23 protein-coding genes are annotated in these 21,238 nt (G+C 43.1%); 4 read left to right on the top strand and 19 right to left on the bottom strand.

What is annotated here, in order from left to right; translation table 11 throughout:
- Positions 1–353: 353 nt before the first annotated feature.
- From VC188_RS08220 to VC188_RS08180, 9 genes are all read right to left on the bottom strand, one after another.
- Positions 354–1,388 carry an XdhC family protein gene (locus VC188_RS08220; protein ID WP_323483621.1) on the bottom strand — a complete coding sequence of 345 codons (1,035 nt, stop codon included), beginning with the start codon at positions 1,386–1,388 and terminating at the stop codon, positions 354–356.
- 26 nt (positions 1,389–1,414) lie between these two features.
- Positions 1,415–2,110: a TIGR02466 family protein gene (locus VC188_RS08215; RefSeq protein WP_215314616.1), complete on the bottom strand. Its 696-nt coding sequence runs from the start codon at positions 2,108–2,110 to the stop codon at positions 1,415–1,417.
- A complete protein-coding gene (locus VC188_RS08210; RefSeq protein ID WP_215314614.1) occupies positions 2,107–2,841 on the bottom strand; it encodes a nucleotidyltransferase family protein in 735 nt (244 codons plus the stop codon). Before VC188_RS08210 ends, VC188_RS08215 begins: the two co-directional genes overlap by 4 nt.
- Positions 2,841–4,058 carry a vWA domain-containing protein gene (locus VC188_RS08205; protein WP_323483620.1) on the bottom strand — a complete coding sequence of 406 codons (1,218 nt, stop codon included), beginning with the start codon at positions 4,056–4,058 and terminating at the stop codon, positions 2,841–2,843. The genes VC188_RS08210 and VC188_RS08205 overlap by 1 nt, the downstream gene beginning before the upstream one ends.
- Before the next feature lie 21 nt (positions 4,059–4,079).
- Complete coding sequence (locus VC188_RS08200) at positions 4,080–4,994, bottom strand: AAA family ATPase (protein WP_072583518.1); 915 nt, start codon at positions 4,992–4,994, stop codon at positions 4,080–4,082.
- Positions 4,994–5,620, bottom strand: a complete 627-nt coding sequence (locus VC188_RS08195; protein WP_280785752.1) for an SRPBCC family protein — start codon at positions 5,618–5,620, stop codon at positions 4,994–4,996. Before VC188_RS08195 ends, VC188_RS08200 begins: the two co-directional genes overlap by 1 nt.
- Positions 5,621–5,640: 20 nt before the next feature.
- Positions 5,641–8,046: an aerobic carbon-monoxide dehydrogenase large subunit gene (locus VC188_RS08190; protein ID WP_323483619.1), complete on the bottom strand. Its 2,406-nt coding sequence runs from the start codon at positions 8,044–8,046 to the stop codon at positions 5,641–5,643.
- A gap of 62 nt (positions 8,047–8,108) precedes the next feature.
- Complete coding sequence (locus VC188_RS08185) at positions 8,109–8,594, bottom strand: (2Fe-2S)-binding protein (RefSeq protein WP_071539220.1); 486 nt, start codon at positions 8,592–8,594, stop codon at positions 8,109–8,111.
- Positions 8,595–8,622: 28 nt separating this feature from the next.
- Complete coding sequence (locus tag VC188_RS08180) at positions 8,623–9,486, bottom strand: FAD binding domain-containing protein (protein WP_277540715.1); 864 nt, start codon at positions 9,484–9,486, stop codon at positions 8,623–8,625.
- Positions 9,487–9,690: 204 nt separating this feature from the next.
- On the opposite strand from VC188_RS08180, the gene VC188_RS08175 reads away from it, so the two are divergent.
- Positions 9,691–10,377, top strand: coding sequence for a hypothetical protein (locus VC188_RS08175; RefSeq protein ID WP_215314602.1), 687 nt, complete (start codon positions 9,691–9,693; stop codon positions 10,375–10,377).
- Positions 10,378–10,483: 106 nt separating this feature from the next.
- On the opposite strand, the gene VC188_RS08170 is transcribed toward VC188_RS08175, so the two are convergent.
- Genes VC188_RS08170 through VC188_RS08160 form a run of 3 tightly spaced genes read right to left on the bottom strand, consistent with a single transcriptional unit; the run spans position 10,484 to position 11,741 of the window.
- Positions 10,484–10,825 carry a M15 family metallopeptidase gene (locus tag VC188_RS08170; protein ID WP_323483618.1) on the bottom strand — a complete coding sequence of 114 codons (342 nt, stop codon included), beginning with the start codon at positions 10,823–10,825 and terminating at the stop codon, positions 10,484–10,486.
- Positions 10,822–11,532, bottom strand: coding sequence for a hypothetical protein (locus VC188_RS08165; RefSeq protein ID WP_323483617.1), 711 nt, complete (start codon positions 11,530–11,532; stop codon positions 10,822–10,824). Before VC188_RS08165 ends, VC188_RS08170 begins: the two co-directional genes overlap by 4 nt.
- An 11-nt stretch (positions 11,533–11,543) precedes the next feature.
- Positions 11,544–11,741: a hypothetical protein gene (locus VC188_RS08160; RefSeq protein ID WP_323483616.1), complete on the bottom strand. Its 198-nt coding sequence runs from the start codon at positions 11,739–11,741 to the stop codon at positions 11,544–11,546.
- Between the two features lie 329 nt (positions 11,742–12,070).
- Between VC188_RS08160 and VC188_RS08155 the strand changes: the two genes are divergently transcribed.
- The 3 genes from VC188_RS08155 to VC188_RS08145 all read left to right on the top strand — a co-directional run bounded on the left by VC188_RS08155 (position 12,071) and on the right by VC188_RS08145 (position 13,762).
- Positions 12,071–12,460 (top strand): 4-oxalocrotonate tautomerase, encoded by a 390-nt coding sequence (locus tag VC188_RS08155; RefSeq protein WP_323483615.1) that lies wholly within the window; start codon positions 12,071–12,073, stop codon positions 12,458–12,460.
- A 259-nt stretch (positions 12,461–12,719) separates the two neighbouring features.
- Positions 12,720–13,178, top strand: a complete 459-nt coding sequence (locus VC188_RS08150) for a mobile mystery protein A (protein WP_323483614.1) — start codon at positions 12,720–12,722, stop codon at positions 13,176–13,178.
- Positions 13,172–13,762 (top strand): mobile mystery protein B, encoded by a 591-nt coding sequence (locus tag VC188_RS08145; RefSeq protein WP_323483613.1) that lies wholly within the window; start codon positions 13,172–13,174, stop codon positions 13,760–13,762. Before VC188_RS08150 ends, VC188_RS08145 begins: the two co-directional genes overlap by 7 nt.
- A 30-nt stretch (positions 13,763–13,792) precedes the next feature.
- Here VC188_RS08145 and VC188_RS08140 read toward each other — a convergent pair whose 3' ends face one another.
- From VC188_RS08140 to dxs, 7 genes are all read right to left on the bottom strand, one after another.
- A complete protein-coding gene (locus VC188_RS08140) occupies positions 13,793–14,149 on the bottom strand; it encodes an NAD(P)H-dependent oxidoreductase (protein ID WP_323483612.1) in 357 nt (118 codons plus the stop codon).
- Positions 14,150–14,239: 90 nt separating this feature from the next.
- Positions 14,240–14,548, bottom strand: coding sequence for a winged helix-turn-helix domain-containing protein (locus VC188_RS08135; RefSeq protein ID WP_072583881.1), 309 nt, complete (start codon positions 14,546–14,548; stop codon positions 14,240–14,242).
- Between the two features lie 12 nt (positions 14,549–14,560).
- A complete protein-coding gene (locus VC188_RS08130; RefSeq protein ID WP_323483611.1) occupies positions 14,561–15,883 on the bottom strand; it encodes an NAD(P)/FAD-dependent oxidoreductase in 1,323 nt (440 codons plus the stop codon).
- A gap of 8 nt (positions 15,884–15,891) precedes the next feature.
- On the bottom strand, positions 15,892–17,013 hold the full coding sequence (hemE, locus tag VC188_RS08125; RefSeq protein ID WP_323483610.1) for a uroporphyrinogen decarboxylase: 1,122 nt from the start codon (positions 17,011–17,013) through the stop codon (positions 15,892–15,894).
- A 17-nt stretch (positions 17,014–17,030) separates the two neighbouring features.
- Entirely contained in the window at positions 17,031–17,993 is a 963-nt protein-coding gene (locus VC188_RS08120) for a cobalamin B12-binding domain-containing protein (RefSeq protein WP_323483609.1), read from the bottom strand.
- 121 nt (positions 17,994–18,114) lie between these two features.
- Positions 18,115–19,332, bottom strand: coding sequence for a Coenzyme F420 hydrogenase/dehydrogenase, beta subunit C-terminal domain (locus VC188_RS08115; protein ID WP_323483608.1), 1,218 nt, complete (start codon positions 19,330–19,332; stop codon positions 18,115–18,117).
- Positions 19,333–19,345: 13 nt separating this feature from the next.
- On the bottom strand, positions 19,346–21,223 hold the full coding sequence (dxs, locus tag VC188_RS08110; protein ID WP_323483623.1) for a 1-deoxy-D-xylulose-5-phosphate synthase: 1,878 nt from the start codon (positions 21,221–21,223) through the stop codon (positions 19,346–19,348).
- Between the last annotated feature and the right edge of the window lie 15 nt (positions 21,224–21,238).

Below are 21,238 nucleotides of genomic sequence, written 5' to 3'. Positions count from 1 at the left end.
TAAAAAACCAATATTTACCGAAACAGGATGCTTGAGCCCCTCAGGGCGCTTTATTGAGAAACCTAAACCCGTGTACACGCTCTAAATCGAAATTAATGGAAGTGTTTTGAGTTTTTACACAGCCTCGACCCAAAGCAGTCATTAGTGAATCACTTCTATCATCCTACCATCCATGGATTATCAGTTTCCATGGTCTGTGCTTAAGAATGAATTGGGGTTAATGCTGCTAACGTTAACGCCAGAACAACAAGTCTAATTTTCATGATTAGTCTCCATTCATTTATTTATAGTAAGAAAAATAAGTCGATAAAACCACCTCACACTGCTACTGGTTAACTGCCACTGCTTGATATCTAAATTCCACAAACAGTTCCGCCTGGATTATTATGGACAACTGCTAGGTCTTTTTTGGCAACTCCCACTTGCATATCTCTAGGTAGTTGAACGCCATTTTTTACTGCCAAAATTTCTGCCATAACACTGACAGCTATTTCGGAAGGTGTTTTACTGCCAATATAAATACCGATGGGGCCTCTCAGTGACTTAATAGATTCCTCGGTATATCCAAAATACTCAATTAAGCGTTGATGACGAGCTTCACTATTTCTTCGAGAGCCTATAGCGCCAATATAAAAGGCATCTGTTCCTAGAGCATCTAGCAAAGCAAGATCATCTAATTTGGGGTCGTGTGTTAATGCCACCACACAACTACGACTATCTAATTTCATTTCAATAACAACATCGTCCGGCATTTCAGAAGTCAAAGTAACGCCAGCAACCTTCCAGCTACCGCGGTATTCTTCGCGTGGATCACATACGGTGACATTAAAACCATTAAACAAAGCCATTGTTGCCAGATACTCAGAAAGCTGACCCGCTCCTATAATCAACATTCGATATTCGGGACCAAATGTATTGATTAACACCCCATTCTTCAACTCTAATTCTGATGGGGCTTTGACCTTAATGAGATTTACCCTTCCATCTTTTAACTGAGTTATTCGCTGCATTAAATGTCCCAGCGATAACTGCACTACGAGCTCCTCCAAAAGACTCACATCAACATTAAATTCAAGCAATACCTCTAAGGTACCCCCACAAGGAAGGCCGAAACGGTGGGCCTCATCGGCTGTCACGCCATATTTTAAAAACTCAGGGGATCCAGATGGAAATTCGGCCTTACTGCTATAGGTTCGAATAAGATCATCCTCAATACAGCCTCCAGAGATGCTACCTACAACGCTACCATCCTCACAAAGTGCCATGATCGAGCCAATGGGACGTGGCGATGATCCCCAGGTACGCACTACGGTGGCTAGTAAAGCCTTCCTGCCATCTTTTCTCCAGCCCAGTAAGGTACGTAAAACAATTAGGTCAACATTTTCCATATAAGTAATATGCAGTCTATCCGAGCTTATTTAGAATCAAAACCATAAATCTGATCACCTTGAGCAGAGTGAATTTGGACATTAAATGAAATAATAATTCGGTCCTTCTCACCTATATAAGGCATTGCCATATGCGGAAGAAAGGAAGGAAATAAGATCAACTTACCCTCCTCAGGATAGATATCTAGGCTATTCTTCTGTAGATATGCGTTTCCGATATCCATGTGAGCACCAGCTTGCCATTGACTATAGGGGCCGTAAAACCTAGTTACTCCGTTCACCTCACCCATATCCGCATGATTTACCCTGCTAATAGTGTCATCAACTTGAACGTAATACACCCCTGACCAAGAACAATTTCCATGAGTATGAACATCATGAAATGCCATTCCATTTTGGATCTGGAACCAACATCCCATAATCTCCAATTGCAATGACATTTTTCCGGGTGGCCAAACTCCTGCGTTTACAGCACTAACTGTTTTTTGGATTGAATCAGCAAAAAATTGTACTAATTTGGTAAATTCTGGAAGATCGATACGTCTTAGTAATTGATCATCACTTGCATAAAAACGTTTAGTAAAACTCTGTTCAGATTTTTCTTCCAGCAAAGAATCAGCAGCTCTCATCGCCTGAAAAACTCGTGATAAGACAGAGTTAACCTCGGTAGCATCATCATAGATATGACTTGCTATGGGCACAGACCAATGAGTTCCTATCATTTACAAACTAACCTTTGTAACGCCATATAAGCAGGTTCAGCATTTAACATGTTTTGCTTCGCCTTATCGGACAAGTTGGGAATCTTCAGATGCCATCCTGTTTTTTCTTCAAATTTTTCCAAGTCCTCAGGGGAATCAACGTCCATAATGAAATGCTCGTTATCGGAATGGAATAATTCCACCATTTCTGGATGTTGATCCATAAATTTTCGGCAAACCATATTGGTACCAGATTCTAGTATTTGACCTAATGCAATCCTACCGATCACTATAGGATTACCTCGATTGTCATCAACCATAGGTAAAATAATTTCACCAGATTTACGCTTTTTAAAGGCAGCTATTAACTGGGCGATATCAACTGCATTAATAAGGGGCTGGTCACATAAAGCCATAATGACCGCGTCAAAATTAGTACCCAAGGCTTCTAACCCTAGGCGAACAGAAGAGGCCTGCCCTTGTTCCGGATTTAAATTGCGAGCGATGCGAACTGGGAACTGCTCCACCAAGGGCTCAACTAAATTATGGTGATAACCAGTCACAACAACAACTTCATCCACTCCCGCGCCACTCAAAGCGATCAATTGGCGATTAATTAATGGGATGCCTTGGAGCTCAATCAATGCTTTTGGAACGCCACCCATTCGACTGCCTTCTCCTGCAGCCAAGAGAATTGCCCCCACCCTTACACGGCTATACAGTCCACCGCCTTGCTTCATAATGCAGCCCATTACAACTCCATTTCCATCTTAGTTCGCGTAGGTTGATTTTTATGCTTTAAAGTTAAATCGACAAGCCCATTTAAGCTATTTAAGTGGCTTACTGCCATAAAGCCAGAAATTGCTTCTTTACTCATTTGAATTGCTTCTGATTGAGGCTGTCCGATAGTTGGATGTAGCCAAAACAACTCAGCCCCTTTTTTACGAATGGCTGAAATAGCCTCAAGTGTTTTCTGGGGGGGATCGGTATCGTAACCATCGCTTAATACGTAAACAATATCCCGCTTGCCAATACCCTTAATTCGATTTCCAGATGGGCCTAATTTACTTTGCTGAACAAATGATTGCAGGTTTGTCGCGATCCTAGTGCCACCACCAAAGCCAAACGCTACTGCATTGATTTTTTCTTGAACGCGGCCACTATCACGTTTCATAAGAGCGCTAACCTCTATCAGACTTGTATGAAATACAAAAACTCTTGCGTTCAAAACTTGACAAAAAGATCTGGCCATTCTTAAAAAGAATTGTGCATGAGATTCCATTGACTTACTAACATCAACCAAGATAAATATCTTTGGTGGAATTGTTTTACGTTCTTTCATTCTCAAGCAAATAAGCTCTCCTGCAGTACTGGATGCCTTACGAATTGACTCTCGCAAATCGAGACGACGAGCTTGTGGATTTTGTCGATAATGTCGTAAAAGCTTGCGCTTTAATCGTGCCTGTAATGGTGCAATTAAAGCATCAAGTTGCTGACTATCCTGTGGCAACCAGTCACCCAATGGTTTTTCTGCTAAAGGCTCCACTCTGCTAGCGCCGCCTTGACCTTTGTCTTCGGCACTTGAATTCATCTCATTTTCTGCGGAACCTAAACCAACAGTTCGGCCACCATTACCAGGCTTAGAAGACTTAGAATCCCCTTTAATTTCCTGAATCAGCTCAGGAAGTGATTTACCCTTCTTCTTTTGACCGGTTGACTTGGTACTGCCCTTCATCTTTTTTGGAAACCAAAATGATTCGAAGAGACTTGGAAATTGCTCCCATTGTTGATGCGTCGAAGCGGCAAGACCTCGCCAACATTTCTCAATACGTTTGGAATCTTGGATTCCGGCTAGTTGAACAGTGCTGATCATTGCTTTAAATTCAGACAAACCAATGACAAATCCATTGTCTCGAAGATAAGCAACAAATTGACGAATCTCATGGGTGGGCATTGGTGAACTAAGCATTAGGATTTAGGCCAGCTTTTATCAGTTACGAGACGCTACCACTCCAGCATCGATGCCGACCCTCTTATTTGAGCCCATAAGCTTATTGAGTGTTTGATCAGATATTTGCCACTGATCACTACGTGTTTTTAAAAGCGCAGAAAGCGTGCTTAATAGCTCAGCTGGATCCTCTGGCAATTTTGTTAAGTCTTTAGCGCACAGGACTCTGATCCAATCTAAAGTTTCAGCAATACCCGGTGTTTTATCCAGATCTTCTTTACGCAACTGGTGAACAAATAGCACTGCCTGCTGAACAAGCTCTAAGTTTGCATTTGGAAGAAGCGCTTTAACAATATTTAATTCACGGGGAACCGTCGGATAGTCCACATAGTGATAAAGGCAACGACGCCTTAAAGCATCTGATAAGTCACGCGTCCCGTTGCTTGTTAAGATTACCAGTGGATGGCTTTTTGCCTTAATTGTGCCTAACTCAGGAACCGTTATTTGAAATTCGCCTAATACTTCAAGAAGGTAGGCCTCAAAGGCTTCATCTGCACGATCAATTTCATCAATCAAAAGAACGGCAGGTGATAAAGAGGTGATAGCCTGCATTAAAGGGCGTTGAAGTAAGAATTCCTGGCTAAATAGGTCGTCTCGAAGACTTGATTTATCGCCACCTTCGGCCTCTCTTAGACGAATCTCAAGAAGCTGACGGCTATAGTTCCACTCATATACCGCCTGATTTAAGTCCAAACTTTCATGGCACTGCAATCTTAATAAAGGTCTATTTAAACCAGTAGCGCAAGCTTGGGCAATAGCTGTTTTTCCAACACCAGCCTCACCCTCTAAAAGAAGAGGTCGATCGATTGTGAGTCCCATCCAGACCATCTCAGCCAAACTATCATCAGCTACATAGGAGGACTTAGTTAGAAGGGCTGAGATTTCCTGAACATTCATTAGCTTTTTATACCAACTAAGCCTTTGAAGAAATTCTTAATTAGCATCCAAGCTATTGCCAATCCATTTAATTCAGTATGGGGAGCTTTTGGAGTAGCTGAAGATTTTGAAGCCGAATCTATCGAAGAGGCTGATGATGACTCACTGCTTTGAGAAACATTTTGGATTCCACCTAATGCCTGCGCTTTAACGGAAAAATTATCAGCAAATTGCTGCAGGATCATATCGGATACAGAGTTCATCATACGACCGCCAAATTGTGCAAACTTGCCGTTAACAATCACGTCTGCTTTACCAACTAAATTCGTAGAGCCATCTGGTTGGGCAATTAAGCTAGCAGTTAATTGCATCGAGGCTGATGAGCCCCCTCTATCAGCACCTTTACCAAGCATTCGCATTTGCTTTAACGCAGCATCAACACCTTGAACCTCAATGTCTCCAGCAAACGCTGCAGCAGCCGGCCCTACTTTTACCTTAACACTACCTTTGTAATGTGTGTCATCTAACTTTTCAGTTATGGATGCGCCTGGCATACAGGTTGCCAAATCAGTCACATTCGACAAAACCTGCCAGCAACTTTCAATGCTGGCAGGAATTGGGTACTGCTTATCAATAGTTACTTCCATTGCCAAATTCCTAACTTTAATTAATTGAGGTTTAGTCCGTGCTTTTTGAGCTCTTTCCAAATGCGGTAAGAGGTATGAGGCATATCGATGTGAGTTACTCCAGTATGCGCAAAAGCGTCCACTACAGCTGATGTGAATGTTGGAATACTGCCGACGTGAGGTGACTCTGCAACACCCTTAGCACCAATCGGATGGTGTGGCGATGGCGTAACAGTAAAGTCAGTTTCCCAATGCGGCGTCTCAACTGCGGTTGGTAAGAAGTAATCCATCAAAGAATTACCTTGAATGTTTCCTTGCGTATCAAATGAGAGAAGTTGACCCATTGCGACGGCATAACCTTCAGTTAAACCCCCGTGAATTTGGCCTTCGATAATCATTGGATTGATACGGGTTCCGCAGTCATCTAAGGCGTAAAAACGTCTTACCTTAGTTTCTCCAGTTGCACGGTCAATATCAACTACGGCCAAGTAAATTCCGAATGGGAAAGTAAAGTTTGGCGGATCATAGTAATGAACAGCCTCTAAACCTGGCTCTAAGCCATCAGGCGGCTGATGATAGGCGGCCCATGAAATATCTTTCATTGTCTTGAACTTGTCATCATCACCGCGGACCTTAAAGCGATCGACTTCCCACTCCAAGTCATTCTCGCTTACCTCAAGCAAAGATGCTGCGATCTTTTTTGCCTTTGCATGAATTTTGCGAGCAGCCATGGCAATTGCAGCTCCAGCTACTGGGGTAGAGCGTGAGCCGTAAGTACCTAAACCATAAGGTGCTGTATCAGTATCCCCCTCTTCCACTTTAATGACATCAGAAGCAATTCCTAATTCTGTTGCAATAATTTGAGCATAGGTAGTTTGGTGCCCTTGACCCTGAGAAATAGTGCCCATTCTAGCGATAGCACTGCCAGTTGGGTCAACACGAATTTCGCAAGAATCGAACATACCGATACCAAGAATGTCACAGATTTTACTTGGCCCAGCACCCACAATTTCAGTAAAGGTAACTAAGCCAATACCCATGAGCGTTTTGCTATTAGGGTCAGCACGTTTTGCAGCCTGCTCAGCTCTTAGGCCCTTGTAATCCACAGCATTTAAAACTTGATCTAGCGCTGTATGGTAATCGCCGGAATCATATTCAAATCCAAATGCAGATTTATACGGAAATTGTTCTTTGCGGATGAAATTCTTTTTACGAATTTCAGATTTATCCATATTCAATTTTTGAGCAAGAACATCGACCATGCGCTCGATTAAATAGACCGCTTCTGTGACTCGGAATGAACAACGATAAGCCACCCCTCCAGGAGCCTTATTTGTATAGACTCCCCTTACGGTACAGTGTGCTGCTGGAATATCATATGATCCCGAACAAATATGAAATAAACCTGCAGGGAACTTAGTAGGATCGGCACAGGCATCAAATGCGCCGTGATCTGCAAGAACGTTAACTCGTAACCCCTGAATTTTTCCGTCTGCTGTAGCTGCTAATTCACCAGTCATATGGTAGTCACGCGCAAAAGCAGTCGATGAGAGATTCTCAATACGGTCTTCGATCCATTTGACTGGACGGCCTAAGACAATGGATGAGACGATTGCGCAAACATATCCTGGATAAATGCCGACCTTATTGCCAAATCCACCACCAATATCAGGTGAAATAATTCTCACCTTTGATTCTGGGATGCCTGAAAGCATGGACACCACAGTTCGAACCACGTGGGGGGCTTGACTGGTGATGTAGGTAGTCAAATCACCGCGAATTGGATCAAAAGAGGCCACGCATCCACATGTTTCAAGTGGGCACGGATGAACCCGTGGGTAAAGTAAATCTTCTTTTACAACTACTTCAGCACTAGCGAACGCAGCATCGGCTGCTGCTGCATCTCCGGCCTGCCATGTAAAGATGTCGTTTGGGTGATGACGCATTCCATGAGCGCCCTCCATCTTTTCAACCAAATCCTCACGCAAAATTGGAGCATCATCCTTTAAAGCATCAAACGGGTTAATTACTACCGGAAGCTCTTCGTATTCGACTTGAACAGCCTCTTTGCCATCAGCTGCAGCATAGCGAGTTTCCGCCAATACAACAGCAACCTCTTGCATTTGAAAGTGGACCTTTTCATCAGCCAAGACTGCGGCTACGTCGCCAGCTAGTGTGGGCATCCAATGCAATTTCAAGGGCTTCAAATCTTCTGCAGTAAGAACTGCGATGACACCTGGGATTTTTAATGCCTCTTCTTTGTTGATTTTCTTAATACGAGCATGTGCTAAGGGAGAGCGGACAATATCCATGTAAACCATATTGGGAAGCTTAATATCATCAACGTAATTCCCTTTACCTTGTATAAAGCGAGCATCCTCTTTACGAAGGCGAGAATCGCCCATACCCATCAATGCTGCTTCGCGATCTTTTAATGGTGCATTCATCTAAATCTCCTATTGAGCCTTAGGGGCTTCAAAAATTTGTATATATGAAAGTAATTGTGGTTTTATGCGGTAGCAGTTTCTTGTAATTTTTTAGCTGCGTATTGAACCGCTTTAACAATATTTTGGTAACCAGTACAACGGCATAGGTTGCCTGAAATACCTGCACGAATTTCTGCTTCAGTCGGGTTTGGATTTTCTTGCAATAGTCGATAGGAGCGCACTAACATCCCAGGGGTGCAAAAGCCACACTGCAATCCATGCTCTTGATGAAAGCCTTCCTGAACTGCACTAAGAATTCCATTTTTTGCCAAACCTTCTACCGTCAAAATGTCAGCACCCTCACACTGTACGGCTAACTCTGTACAAGATTTAACGGATTTACCATCAATATCAACCGTACATGCGCCACAGTGACTGGTTTCACATCCAATGTGAGCACCAGTCAGATTCAGATTCTCGCGTAAAAAATGAATTAAAAGCAGTCTTGGCTCAACAGCCTCTTCCACCTTTTTGCCATTAATTGTCATGCTAACTAATTTTTTGCTCATGATCTATTGCTCCGTATTGGGTCTAGAGTTAACTAATTTGTGAGGCAGCATCAAGCAAAGCACGCTTGGTCATTTCACCAGCCATGGCAGTCTTATATTCTGCATCGCCTCGAAGGTCTTCGGCTGGACTGCAAGCCGCTTGGACAGCACTTGCTACTTGACTTAATGTTTCATCCGTAAGCGCCTTCCCTAGCAATAATTCTTCAGCCTTGGTTGCACGAATAGCAGTATCTGCAACATTGGTTAAACCAATGCGAACCATCGAAACCTTACCTTGACTCATCTGAAGTACGACAGCTGCTGCGGCCGTAGCCCAATCACCTGTTTTGCGCTTTAGTTTGACATACGCACAACCAGTATTTTTGGCTAAGGGAGCAAACTGAATTTCTGTCAGTATTTCATTGGCCGCCATATCAGTCATGTAGGTACCTTGGAAAAAGTCTACTGCTTTAACTTTTCGTTCACCCTCTGGACCATGAAGCACGAATGTCGCATCCAAAGCCATAGCTATTGCAGGATGATCATTAGCAGGATCACCATGAGCAATATCACCACCGATAGTTCCGCGGTTACGAACCTGGGGATCGGCAATCCATTTGACAGCCTTAGGCAATAAAGATGCCTTTTCTTTTAAAAGGTCTGAATCCAAGATAGCATTCTCTACCGTCATTGCGCCTATCTTGATTAGACCGGCCTCCTCACGAATACCCCTAAGCTGTGGAATGCGATTAAGGTCAACTAAATGAGCTGGCTCGGCAAATCGTAACTTCATCATCGGCAGAAGACTGTGTCCACCAGCCAAAATTTTTGCATCGTCACCCAACTGCGCAAGTAATGCAACCGCATCATTCAAAGTAGTGGGTGCATGGTAATCAAACTCTGGAGGAATCATTTTGTCTCCTGTTTAAAGTCTATTTATAAAAATGGTTTTAAATCAAGTATGTTTATAAACTAAAAAATAATTCTATGTTTTTTAATGCATTGCAGCATTAAAGTTAATCGAATTCTCATTACTAATAACCCTTATAAAACCTAGAGCAAGGTTTAATTTTTTGAAACATAATCCATCAGATATTAATTAAAAACTTGATCAATCTTGAAAAATACTCTTCTAGATAAAAATATCAACTTGTTAGTTGCTCTCGGCTTAGTGGTGGCCGTGGGAATTACTCTGATGTTGATCACCATTAATTCTGCAGAAAATATTTGGTCCTTGCAGTGGCTCTCTTTGATTGGCATAGCATTAGGGTGTCTGGCGCTATCCAAATTAAGGCCACAACGTCTTGGCCTTTCTCCGCCAAGCGTGATGCTCTCGCTGGGTTTTGGGGGGATGCTAATTGGCTTATTTATCGATACACGTGTGACACCCATCTACACAATTGCTACTATTTGCACATCGAGTCATAGTCTCTCAGCACTGTCTTCCCTTAAGTTCCATATGCTATTGATGCCCTATATGTATATTGGCATGTTATTAGGGGGAATGGCTGCCATTCCAAGTCTGAGATACTTAAGACCCCAATGTAGGAAGCTATGTTCAATGCTGACTCAAAATCTTCTATGTTCTGGTTGGATGTTGCTTGGAATGACTTTAGGTGCAGTCATCTTCACTCAGGCGTTACAAAGCAGTGATGTTATATCGCTCAACTTTAGCCTAATGCTTGCCGGCATGTTCACCGGCATGGTTTGGGGAATGGTTATTAGTGTGTATATATACCGCCAATATTTTAACTGGCGGGATCGTTTACAAACTATTCAAGTGGGGTCACAAGAGAGGCCTTAGACTAACTTAATGACATCACAGTTAAAGTACTAAATCTAGTTTTGGTAAAAATCTACCTCTTATCTAACTTTCGCTTATTGGCCGGTATCTGCCACTTCATCAAATCCTAAACTACCCTCTCAAAGTGCGGCACATCCACGAATCCCTTGAAATTTCCACCCCATCTATTCTTCGATCCTAGGCTTTCCCAGTATTCGCCCACTGTACGAATGAGTTCTTTATCCCAAACTAGCCTTCCATTCCAAAAGAAGTTCAGATCAACAGTGCAGCGCCTTAGATGATTGCTATTCATGGTCTTTGATCTACCACTTTTGAAATAGATCTCCTGCTGCTCTGGGGAGCGCCAAAGTTCCCCTCCTGTGACTACCCACCCTTCTGCTGCGGCAAACTGAATGAGACGACTGACATCGATTAAGAATGCTGCTTGCTCTGCAACCAAACCGCTCATTCTTGGGCTTCCTTTTGACGTGGCCCATGCATGCGCATCTCAAAGATCTTCTCGACTGATCTTCCGCCAAAGTAAGCCAGCATGACTAGTTGACCCCATTCGCCAAGAAGCCTTACATAGGCTTCATTAATATCTATACCCATGGCTGAAAGAAGTGCGAATAAAAGATAAGCAGTCAGAATATAAACGAGCGTTCCTGGTCTAATGTTCTTTGATAACTTGGAATCGCTACCCATATCGAATTGCCAGCGGTGTGTAGCATTCTCTTGGGATGCGCGACTCATCTCCGCTAGAAGTTTGGATTCCTCTATCTCTAGTTCCTTTTGCTTGAGTGTGTATTGCAACAGGAGTTGCTCTTGTTCGATCTCTAGTTGCTTGAGTTTGATGAGATCCTCATGACTGGGATTCTCCGGAATACGCGCACCAATCTTGCCTTCAATGAATTCCTTGCCTTTAGCTTGGACTGCGCCCGCAAGTAAGCCAAGGCCATTGACGGCCAAGGTTTGTACTAGAGAGGTGATGATTGGAAGCATGTCATTAGCTCTTTTCTTGATGCTTGGAATATGGAAGTCCACCGCCCCACTACCGCCTAGGCTTTTCTTTGGTGTTGGCAGTGGGGCGCAGTTAGTCGTGAATGCATCCCTGCGCACTACCGCCTCCACCTCTTTAATTTGGAAGTCGCTATGAATGAGTTCTTTATTTGTCATATGATCTTCCTTTATTGAATCGCCAATACCGCATGGGCATTGGCACGTGAGATGGATAAGGCGCAGCGTAGATTCACCATGGCGTACATCGCTAAGGTATCGTGCGGACGAATTGGGGCAACGATATCTAAATCATCGTCACGCAACTTCATAAAGCGCGTGTTGAGGAAATAGCAGCGCTTGCTCCACTCCACCGTACGATTAGCCATGGCATCTAACTCATCAAACTGCGGATCCCAGATGATCTCTACTCCTTTGAAGGCAAGGCTTCATTAAACGCCTTGCCTCTGAAAAAGATGGACGAGAACAGGAAATTCACCCTACCCCCAGCGCTGTAAAGATCAAAGTAGATCTCAATGCTGCTAGTGGCACAGTTACCAAACGCATGAAGAAGTTACTTGGAACCAATGAATTTGAATCAGTCGTAACGCAAATGAGGTCTATTACAACAGCCCTGAAGTAAGTATTGATTTGTGAGCTTTTTTATTTAAGTAATAGTTGCATAGCTAATTACTTTTAATCAACCAAGGAGAAAAATATGCCAATCTTGAACGTAAAGGTCAGCGGGCAAAAGAATGCTGCCACCACCAAAGCAATACATGAACTACTGTTAGACCTGACTAACCGGATTCTGGGCAAGAAGAAAGAAGTAACTGCCATTGCGATTGTCTATGTAGATCCTGAATGCTGGATGGTTGGCGGGAAGCTATTGAGCGATCAAAACATGAATAGCTTTTACTTTGATATCAAGATTACCGATGAAACCAATACCAAGGATGAGAAGGCTAGATACATCAAAGAGGCATTTGAGGGGTTGGCCCGTATCTTAGGTAATTTGCATGAGGAGAGTTACATCTATGTGCAAGATGTCAGAGCTGCAAGTTACGGCTATGGCGGGAAGACCCAGGAATACAGATACCACCAGTAAGCAATCACCCCTTCGCACTAGTCTTTATGCCCAATGTGTCATTGCGCCACATTGGGCATAAAAGAGCGTTTCTTTGGTCGTGGCCATCAAGGGTTCGCAAGCCACCCCGTTGGGGTGCCCTTGACGGAATGACGTTGTTATTTAAGCGAAAAACCCTCCTTTTTATAGCTATTTGATACTTATGGGCATCAATTAAGTGTATTAATTTATACCTATAGGTTACAATTAGACATATTAATTAATACCTATAGGTATCAATATGAACAAGAAATTTGCTAACTTACAACTCCATCAAATTGACTTGGCCCTTACCAAGCTTAGGGAAGTTCGTCCTCCAACCCGTCCAGCTAGCGGCTGGGTTAAGGCTATTCGCGAATCTTTGGGCATGTCAGCCTCTGCATTGGCTCGTAAACTCGGTGTTACGCCCGCCAGTATTACCAAGCTTGAAAAGGCTGAAGCCGATGAAAAGATCACTTTAGCTAGCCTACGTAAATTGGCTAGTGCCTTAGATTGTGAGTTGCAATACACCCTCGTGCCACGCAAATCTTTAGAGGAAATCTTGGAAGATCGCGCTACTTTAGTTGCGCGTGAAAGACTGCGCCCTATTTCTCATTCGATGAGTCTTGAGGATCAGTCTGTAAACAAGTCTGCCAGTGAAAAGCAACTTCAACTACTCGCAAAAGAGATTCTGGATGGCCCTAGAAGGAATCTATGGTGATGCATTTTGAATACGCACCAGGAGCTACTCCGATTGATCCGGATGAAGCTCTTGGTCTTATCCCCAAACACATTAGCACCCAAGCTGATTTAAACGCTTGGGAAGAGATGAATATTGTCGAGGGTGCAGATTGGATTGCGCGTCAAAAGATCATTCAAGGTTTGAATGAGGGATTGGTACGTGAATTGCATAACCGCATGTTTAATCAAACATGGCAATGGGCTGGCACATTCAGGAAGAGCGCCAAGAGTATCGGCATTGATTGGACTCAGATTGCCGTTGCCCTCAAGAATCTTTTAGATAACACTGCCTATCAAATTGAAAACAAGGCGATGCACATTGATGAGATTGTTGTGCGCTTTCATCATCAGCTAGTGTTGATTCATGCGTTTCCAAATGGCAATGGTCGTCATGCGCGCTTGATGGCTGATGCTTTGATTGTGAGCCTTGGTGGTAAAAGATTTTCTTGGGGCGGCAATACTTCAATCGCCACCCCGGGCACTACACGTCAAAACTACCTACTAGCCCTGCGCGCCGCAGATAAAGGCGATATCGCGCCCTTAATGTTATTTGCTAGGCAATAGACTAGATACCCATATTGCCTAGGTGTTGGGCTATACGATCCATGGGTTGCTCAGAGCTTGCAACAGGTGATCCCAAGGTCGCTGTTCTAGCTCTAATCGGTTGCGGTGCATGGCTCGTACCGTATCTGCATCGCTAATTTCTTTGATTAGATCATCGGATTGACTAGCAAGTACTTTTTGCTCACTAGTACGCTGCTCAGGCGGCGTAATGAACGCATTAAATTGCGCGCCATTTAAATGGGGTAGTGGATCCCTTACTAAATCGCGACTCACGATTTTCACGCTGGAATACGTTTTTTTAATACGCTCAAGCAGTTTATTAGACAACTGTCGTGATTGGCTGCTATCACCTTGTATGCTGCAATTAAGACACAGTACGTTATTCATATTTAAGCCTATTTATATAGCCCCATTATGCAATAACAGTAGTGGACTTTAACGGACTCATTGGCAATCTGGCTGAAGATCAAGGGCAAATTAGACCAATGGCATGAGCCCGACACTCTCATTCGCAAGCTCTGCTAGAAATATCTGCATAACTGCTTTTGGCATAGCAGGAGAGACGCAATAACTTGCTCTTTTTCCTGTGGCTTTCTTTGCAATCAACTTTACCTTTTCTAGCTTTTTTAGATGAAAGCTTAAAGTACCTGAGTCAACATCAAACTCCTTAATGATATGTTTGGGTGCAACACCCTCATTTCCGGATTGAATAATGAACTTAAATATTTTTAATCTAATCTCAAAACCTAGTGCCTCAAAAATGGCGCAATACTTATTGATATTCATAAATCCTCCAAACTAATGCAACTTAACAATCGAGTGGGTCCTACGATGAATTAATCGACTCAGAGTGTCTAAAGCCACTTTTACCCAACCATGAAGTGCTAATTGGTGCATCTTATAGAGGCTAATGTACATACATTTAGCGAATAGCCCCTCCACCATAAGGCTGCCACCAATGAGACCGCCCATCATGCTGCCGACACTGCTATACTCACCAAGAGAAACCAGAGATCCAAAATCTCGATACGCATAAGGTTTCAGGGGCTCCTGCCTCATGATCCGATTAACTTGTTTGTAAATATGCGTTGCCTGTTGGTGCGCCGCTTGAGCGCGTGGTGGCACAATACCCCCCTTGCCATTATTTGCTTCGGGCCATGGGCAGGCCGCACAATCTCCAATCGCAAAGATATTTTGGTCCAGAGTAGTTTGCAATGACGACAAGACTAACAATTGATTGACGTGATTAGTTTCTAGACCGCCAATACCCTTAAGAAAATCAGGTGCCTTCACTCCGGCTGCCCAGACAATTAATTCAGCAGGTATTTCAACGCCATCTGAAAGCAACACCTTATCCGGCAGTACTTTTTGCACCTTTGCGTTGGTTATGACTTCAACACCAAGATCTAGTAATAGTTTTTGAGCAGCGGTGGAGATCCGATCAGATAGTGCTGGCAATATTTTAGGGGCTGCTTCGATCAATATCACTTTTAGATCCTTTTCCGGATCCACTCTATCCATTCCAAAAGAAATGATTGCCCTAGTAGTTCTATGTAACTCTGCAGCAAGCTCGACTCCAGTTGCTCCTGCACCAATAATTGCAACTTTGAGCTGATGAGGAGCCAAAGGTTCGGACTGTGCTTGTGCTCTCAAACAGGCATTAACTAAACGCAAATGAAAGCGCTTAGCATCGGCTAGTGATTCTAGTCTTTGTGCATATTGTGCAACGCCTTCCGTTCCAAAATCGTTTGTCAAGCTTCCTATGGAAATAATCAGCGTGTCATATGGAATCGTTTGTATTGGAGTTACCAATTCACCCGCTTCATCAACAACAGGAGCAATTTGGATTTGCTTTCGCTCTCGATCAATACTGATTAGCTCGCCCAATCGAAATTTAAAATGGTGCCAATGCGCTTGAGCAATATAGTCTAACTCTTGATCTGCAAGGTCCATAGAGCCTGCAGCTACCTCATGGAGTTTTGGTTTCCAAATATGCGTTCTATTCTTATCAACAAGAGTAATACTTGTTTTATTAGATCCAGAGTCATCGCCTAACTTGGTTGCTAACTCAAGCCCGCCTGCGCCTCCACCCACTATGACGATTCGATGCGGGCTTGACATGTATACCCTTAAACTTTGACCAGCCTAAGATCGGCCGAACATTGACGGACCTTGGAGACTAGGGCTGCTACGTTTTCTGGCGGCGTAAATTGGCTAATACCATGGCCCAGATTAAATATATGCCCGTCTAATGGACTTCCCTCCACCGTAATGACGGTAGATAAATCTTCAAAGCATTTCTGAACTCTTTTTTCAATCTCTTCTGGATTGGATAGAAGGACGGATGGATCAAGATTCCCTTGTATAGCTATATGCCGGCTACTTACTTGATTAATCAACCCACGTGCCCTTGCCAAATTGATAGTCCAGTCTATGCCTAATACATCTGCTCCTGATTTAGCAATATCGCTTAACCAAATACCCCCTCCTTTGGTAAATAAGATGATAGGTACTGCATCGTATTTTGGATTGCTGCGGATGTCTTTAATAATCTTTGACATCGGCCCAAGAGAATATTGCAAATAATCCTCTGAAGTTAATAAACCACCCCAGGTATCAAAGATCATTACAGCCTGTGCACCTGCATCTATTTGTAAGCACAAATATTCACTAACCGATTGAATATTGATATCTAGGATTTTTTGCAAAAGATCGGGGCGTTCATATAACATCTTCTTGGCTAAGGAAAAGTCGCGAGAGCCTGAACCTTCAATCATGTAGCAAGCTAAGGTCCAAGGACTTCCAGAAAATCCAATCAAAGGTACTTGCTGCTTACCATTTGAAGTTAGCGCCTTTGCTATTGAGCTAACCGCATCAAATACATACTGCAACTGCTCCATGTCGGCGCTGCGCAATTGCTTCACCTCATGCTCAGAACTTAAGGGCTTGGCAAACCGAGGCCCATCGCCATTTTCAAACGATAACTCCAATCCCATGGCATCGGGAATTGTTAAGATGTCCGAAAATAAAATTGCAGCGTCCAAGTCAAAACGATCGATTGGCTGCAGCGTTACTTCGGTGGCAAAATCCGGATTTTTAGCGAGATCTAGGAAACTTCCCGCCTTAGATCTGGTCTTTCGATACTCGGGCAAATATCTACCAGCCTGACGCATCAGCCAAACAGGCGTTCTATCAGTTTCGCGACAAAAACAGGCTCTGATGAATAAATCGTTTTCTAACTGAACCGCCATAAATGTACATTAATAATTTAGCGTAATCGCTCAACATAAAAAGTAGCTTTTTCAAGCGCATCCTCAGCATCCATGCCAACCATATCTGCCCCAAGATCTTCTATCAGCTCAGGGAATTGATTAAATACAGGGCTGCCGATGATGACACCTACATTAGGATTTTTAGACTTAGCTTTAATACTCTTAATTAATTCTTTCAACTGCGGAAATTGCTCTCGAACACTAGCTGATAAACCGACAATGTCAAACCATTCGTTTGCAGCCATAGAAACAATATCTTCTTCAGTAGCAGCCAATTCACCCCATATTCGCCATCCAGCTTTTGCAAAAAACTCGGAGACCATAAAGAGACCTAAATTATGTTGTGAACCAGGCAATGGAACCAACATAATGCTAGAGCCGGTTTTACCCTGCTCAGCATATTGCTGGAAAACAGGGCTTAAGTCATACATTAGTTGCTTGATTCGCCAGAGTGCAATTGTGACCTCTGTAAAGCTAGATTGATCTTCATCCCACATTGCCCCTAATTTTCTAGCCACTGGAGTAAGCAGGAGTAAGTAAATATCTTCTAAAGCAGTTCCAGACGCATGCATTTCTTTTACGTAGTCAACAGAAATACGCGCATCTTCTTGCAATACCAATTTAGTTAAATCCTCAACAGCTTTTTGATCGATGATTTGCTTAGCCTGCAATTGCGCAGGAATAGATGAATCTAGGTGCTGCTCAATAAGATGGGGAAGAATGTTCCCTTCAATAGTTTTAACCAGTGATTCCAGGTACTCACCTTCTGTACAAGCTTTTTCTATTGGATGAGTATTTTTATTTTGCTGGAGAGATGATTTTGTAGGCGTATTAGATACTAAGCAATCCTCCCACATGTCATTAGAGGCCTTAGTCGCTTGTTGTTGATCCAACTTGAAATCGTCACGAGTAGATTTCTTTTTAAACCCCGCAATGCTCACCAGTTTGGATAAATTCATGAACATCACTTGATCAAGACACGGTCTCAAAAGAGTTTTTTTGAAAAATACCGTGGCTGCCTAAGAGCCTCTTTATTGGAATAATTACTTTATAAATTGATTTAGATCAAATCACAAAGACTTATTTGTAGGTGCTTTCCCTAGAGCCCTTTGTTTCATCATATTGAGGCTCTAAACCGTAGCTCTTCGTTAGCTTCCATATGTAGTCAGGGACCATATTTTTAATTTTGTGCGGTGCAGTATTCCGTAAATGAATAACAGATTCAATTGCCTTCATCTCAATTCTTGCTTTTGCAAACTCCAGGCCTCGAGGTCCAAACCTAGGCATTACCCAAGCAAATATTCCTCTTAAAAAATTCGGCATTCTTTGAAGCGGCAGCCCACCCGCAGCTAATTCCACATTCTTCATAAAACCCTTAACAGGACTTAAGCGATTGCCAGATGAAGATAAAGGCTCCAAAATGAGCTCCGCCGCAAGTAAGCTTGCTAAACCTTTTCCTTTTTCATTGCGAATAATCACCCACTGCTCACCTGTGCCCGCCATGTACCCAACTGTAATATCAGAAAGTGAATTGACATAGTCAACACAGGTCTTACAGGTTGTAGGGAAAAAATCTGCTGGCAAATTAGAGAGAGGCAGCTTTAAAAAGGGTATTTCTTGCTTTTGACCATTTTCAAAACGAATCTCAACGTGATAGTCAGCCCTAAATTCTAGATAAGAAATCGTTTCCGGCTTTTCAGAAAGCAGACTCAAGAACTGATGAAAATGCTCGGTAGTAGTGTTATCCGAACAGGGGGAGCCAATAATAAATAATTTCTCAAAGCCAAACTCTTGTTCTAGAGCTCTAGCGGCATAGACCTGACATGGAATACCCACCATAGCTACTTTTTTATACCCAAGATCTTTTGCTTGCTCAAGATATTGAATGATTGGGGCATAACCCATCTTCATTCCCCTGCATTGCGCCATATCCTGAGATCTTGTTACGATTATTGGAACAGGCTTCCATCGGTCATTAGCGTCAGAGCGCATAGTAATGACGGCATCTACAACGCCCTGCTCTAGTAACACCTCACAAAGTCTCGTGATGATTCCGGTCCACTGAGCACCTTTTAATGGAGCGCTTAATCTAGCCCTAAACATCTCTAAATAAGGTCCAAAAAAAACCTCATCAGATTGATCTATAGTACGCTCTCTGCCGTGAACTAATGTTTCAAATTTTGGGTAATTAGGCTGAATAAACTGACAGGCAGTTGCGCAACGTTTGGGCTGCGTAGTTCGAGATACTCCGCAATCGGTGCATAAATCACGAAATGGGGCAATCTTGATTGACTCCACTCTTTATCAAACCCTAAACAAAACGCTCTAAAACTCTTTGCTTAATCTTTTCCTTAGACAGTCCATACCTAGCTAAAAGCATACTAAGCTCACCATGCTCTACATACTCATCAGGCAGACCTAGCAATAAAGTTTGAATATGAATATTGTTATCTGACAGTACTTCTAAGCAAGCACTACCAGCACCGCCCTTAGAAGCACTATCTTCAACAAAAACTAACCCATCGTGACTATCAGCGATGTCTAAGAGTAATTTTTCATCTAAAGGCTTCACAAAGCGCATATCTACAACTGTGGCATTGATTTCATGGGCTACGGAAAGAGCGCTATAAAGCAATGGCCCAAAACAAACAAAAGCAATTTTTTTCTTTTGGAGTGCAGCTCTATCCATTGAGCGCACTACGAGCCCTTTACCTATTGGATATGGCTCTAATGGGGACCCCGATGTTTCCAGACCGATTCCAGCACCGCGTGGATAGCGCACAGCCGCAGGACCATCATGCCTAAAAGCAGTTGTTAGCATTGCTCTGCATTCCTGCTCATTTGATGGTGTCATCAACACTAAATTTGGTAAGCAGCGTAGAAAAGCAATGTCAAATACACCGGCATGTGTTGCCCCATCAGCACCGACCATACCAGCTCGATCAATAGCAAAAACGATTGGCAAATTTTGCAAGGTCACATCATGTATCAGCTGATCGTAGCCACGCTGCAAGAAGGTTGAATAAATCGCAACTACTGGCTTTAGCCCCTCGCAAGCAATTCCAGCCGCAAATGTAACCGCATGTTGCTCTGCTATTCCTACATCGTAATATCGATCAGGAAAGCGCCTTTCAAAATCCACCAGTCCCGAGCCCTCACGCATAGCAGGAGTAATCGCAATCAAGCGTTCATCTGCCTGAGCCATATCGCATAACCACTCTCCGAATACCTGGGTATAGGCCTTCTTAGACACGGGCTTTTCCTCAATGCCTACTATCGGATCAAATGCGCTAGGGCCATGATAGGCAATAGGATCAAGCTCTGCTAATGAATATCCCTTACCCTTTTTTGTAATAATATGAAGAAACTGAGGGCCCTCAGTTTGAGCAAGCGTTTTAACGTTTTCTAGAGTTGAAATTAGCACCTCTAAATTATGGCCATCTATTGGGCCGTAATAGTCAAACCCAAACTCCTCAAAAATCGTTGCAGGGCCGACCATTCCCTTTGCATGCCCTTCCAATCTTTTTGCAAATTCACGGATGGGTGGCGCTACAGAGAGTACTTTATCGATACCCCTTTTAGTAGCCGCATACATAGAACCAGAGATCAATTTCACTAAGTAGCGGTTGAGCGCTCCTACCGCCGGTGAAATTGACATCTCGTTATCGTTCAGAATCACAATTAGGGGTACTTTTTTATTCACGCCAGCGTTATTCATTGCCTCAAAAGCCATACCTGCACTCATTGCGCCATCGCCAATAATTGCCACTACATTGCGATTCTCATTTTTGGTTTTGGCAGCCACTGCCATTCCTAAGGCCGCTGAAATACTTGTAGATGAATGGGCTGTTCCAAACGCATCATATTCACTCTCACTGCGTTTAGGAAACCCTGAAATACCACCAAACTGTCTTAGACCAGACATCGCCTCCCTGCGTCCAGTGAGTATTTTATGAGCATAGCTTTGATGACCCACATCCCAGATCAGGCGATCATAAGGGGTATCAAAAACATAATGAAGTGCTATTGCGAGCTCTACTGTCCCCAGGTTTGAAGAAAGATGACCGCCCGTACTTGAAACAGAGCTCAATATAAAATTTCTAAGCTCTCTCGCTATTTGAGGGAGCTTAGAAATTTCATAGGCCCGTAATTCTTCTGGGTTTGATATGGTTTCGAGTAGGTTAGTCATTTTTAGCATAACCAA

Origin of the sequence: Polynucleobacter sp. MG-28-Ekke-A2 (assembly GCF_035012985.1) — a bacterium.
GTDB lineage: Bacteria > Pseudomonadota > Gammaproteobacteria > Burkholderiales > Burkholderiaceae > Polynucleobacter.
The sequence above is the reverse complement of the archived record's forward strand: the minus strand, read 5'-3'. Positions and strand labels throughout refer to the sequence as shown.

Bases quoted from the DNA above. Each gene is read 5' to 3' on its own strand.
- VC188_RS08200 (WP_072583518.1), bottom strand. From the start codon at position 4,994: ATGAATGTTCAGGAAATCTCAGCCCTTCTAACTAAGTCCTCCTATGTA.
- VC188_RS08160 (WP_323483616.1), bottom strand. From the start codon at position 11,741: ATGGCTAATCGTACGGTGGAGTGGAGCAAGCGCTGCTATTTCCTCAAC.
- VC188_RS08140 (WP_323483612.1), bottom strand. From the start codon at position 14,149: ATGAATAACGTACTGTGTCTTAATTGCAGCATACAAGGTGATAGCAGC.
- VC188_RS08155 (WP_323483615.1), top strand. From the start codon at position 12,071: ATGCCAATCTTGAACGTAAAGGTCAGCGGGCAAAAGAATGCTGCCACC.
- VC188_RS08185 (WP_071539220.1), bottom strand. From the start codon at position 8,594: ATGAGCAAAAAATTAGTTAGCATGACAATTAATGGCAAAAAGGTGGAA.
- hemE (WP_323483610.1), bottom strand. From the start codon at position 17,013: ATGGCGGTTCAGTTAGAAAACGATTTATTCATCAGAGCCTGTTTTTGT.
- VC188_RS08150 (WP_323483614.1), top strand. From the start codon at position 12,720: ATGAACAAGAAATTTGCTAACTTACAACTCCATCAAATTGACTTGGCC.
- VC188_RS08210 (WP_215314614.1), bottom strand. From the start codon at position 2,841: ATGGGCTGCATTATGAAGCAAGGCGGTGGACTGTATAGCCGTGTAAGG.
- VC188_RS08190 (WP_323483619.1), bottom strand. From the start codon at position 8,046: ATGAATGCACCATTAAAAGATCGCGAAGCAGCATTGATGGGTATGGGC.
- VC188_RS08135 (WP_072583881.1), bottom strand. From the start codon at position 14,548: ATGAATATCAATAAGTATTGCGCCATTTTTGAGGCACTAGGTTTTGAG.
- VC188_RS08180 (WP_277540715.1), bottom strand. From the start codon at position 9,486: ATGATTCCTCCAGAGTTTGATTACCATGCACCCACTACTTTGAATGAT.
- VC188_RS08145 (WP_323483613.1), top strand. From the start codon at position 13,172: ATGGTGATGCATTTTGAATACGCACCAGGAGCTACTCCGATTGATCCG.
- dxs (WP_323483623.1), bottom strand. From the start codon at position 21,223: ATGACTAACCTACTCGAAACCATATCAAACCCAGAAGAATTACGGGCC.
- VC188_RS08130 (WP_323483611.1), bottom strand. From the start codon at position 15,883: ATGTCAAGCCCGCATCGAATCGTCATAGTGGGTGGAGGCGCAGGCGGG.
- VC188_RS08195 (WP_280785752.1), bottom strand. From the start codon at position 5,620: ATGGAAGTAACTATTGATAAGCAGTACCCAATTCCTGCCAGCATTGAA.
- VC188_RS08120 (WP_323483609.1), bottom strand. From the start codon at position 17,993: ATGAATTTATCCAAACTGGTGAGCATTGCGGGGTTTAAAAAGAAATCT.
- VC188_RS08165 (WP_323483617.1), bottom strand. From the start codon at position 11,532: ATGACAAATAAAGAACTCATTCATAGCGACTTCCAAATTAAAGAGGTG.
- VC188_RS08170 (WP_323483618.1), bottom strand. From the start codon at position 10,825: ATGAGCGGTTTGGTTGCAGAGCAAGCAGCATTCTTAATCGATGTCAGT.
- VC188_RS08205 (WP_323483620.1), bottom strand. From the start codon at position 4,058: ATGCTTAGTTCACCAATGCCCACCCATGAGATTCGTCAATTTGTTGCT.
- VC188_RS08215 (WP_215314616.1), bottom strand. From the start codon at position 2,110: ATGATAGGAACTCATTGGTCTGTGCCCATAGCAAGTCATATCTATGAT.
- VC188_RS08220 (WP_323483621.1), bottom strand. From the start codon at position 1,388: ATGGAAAATGTTGACCTAATTGTTTTACGTACCTTACTGGGCTGGAGA.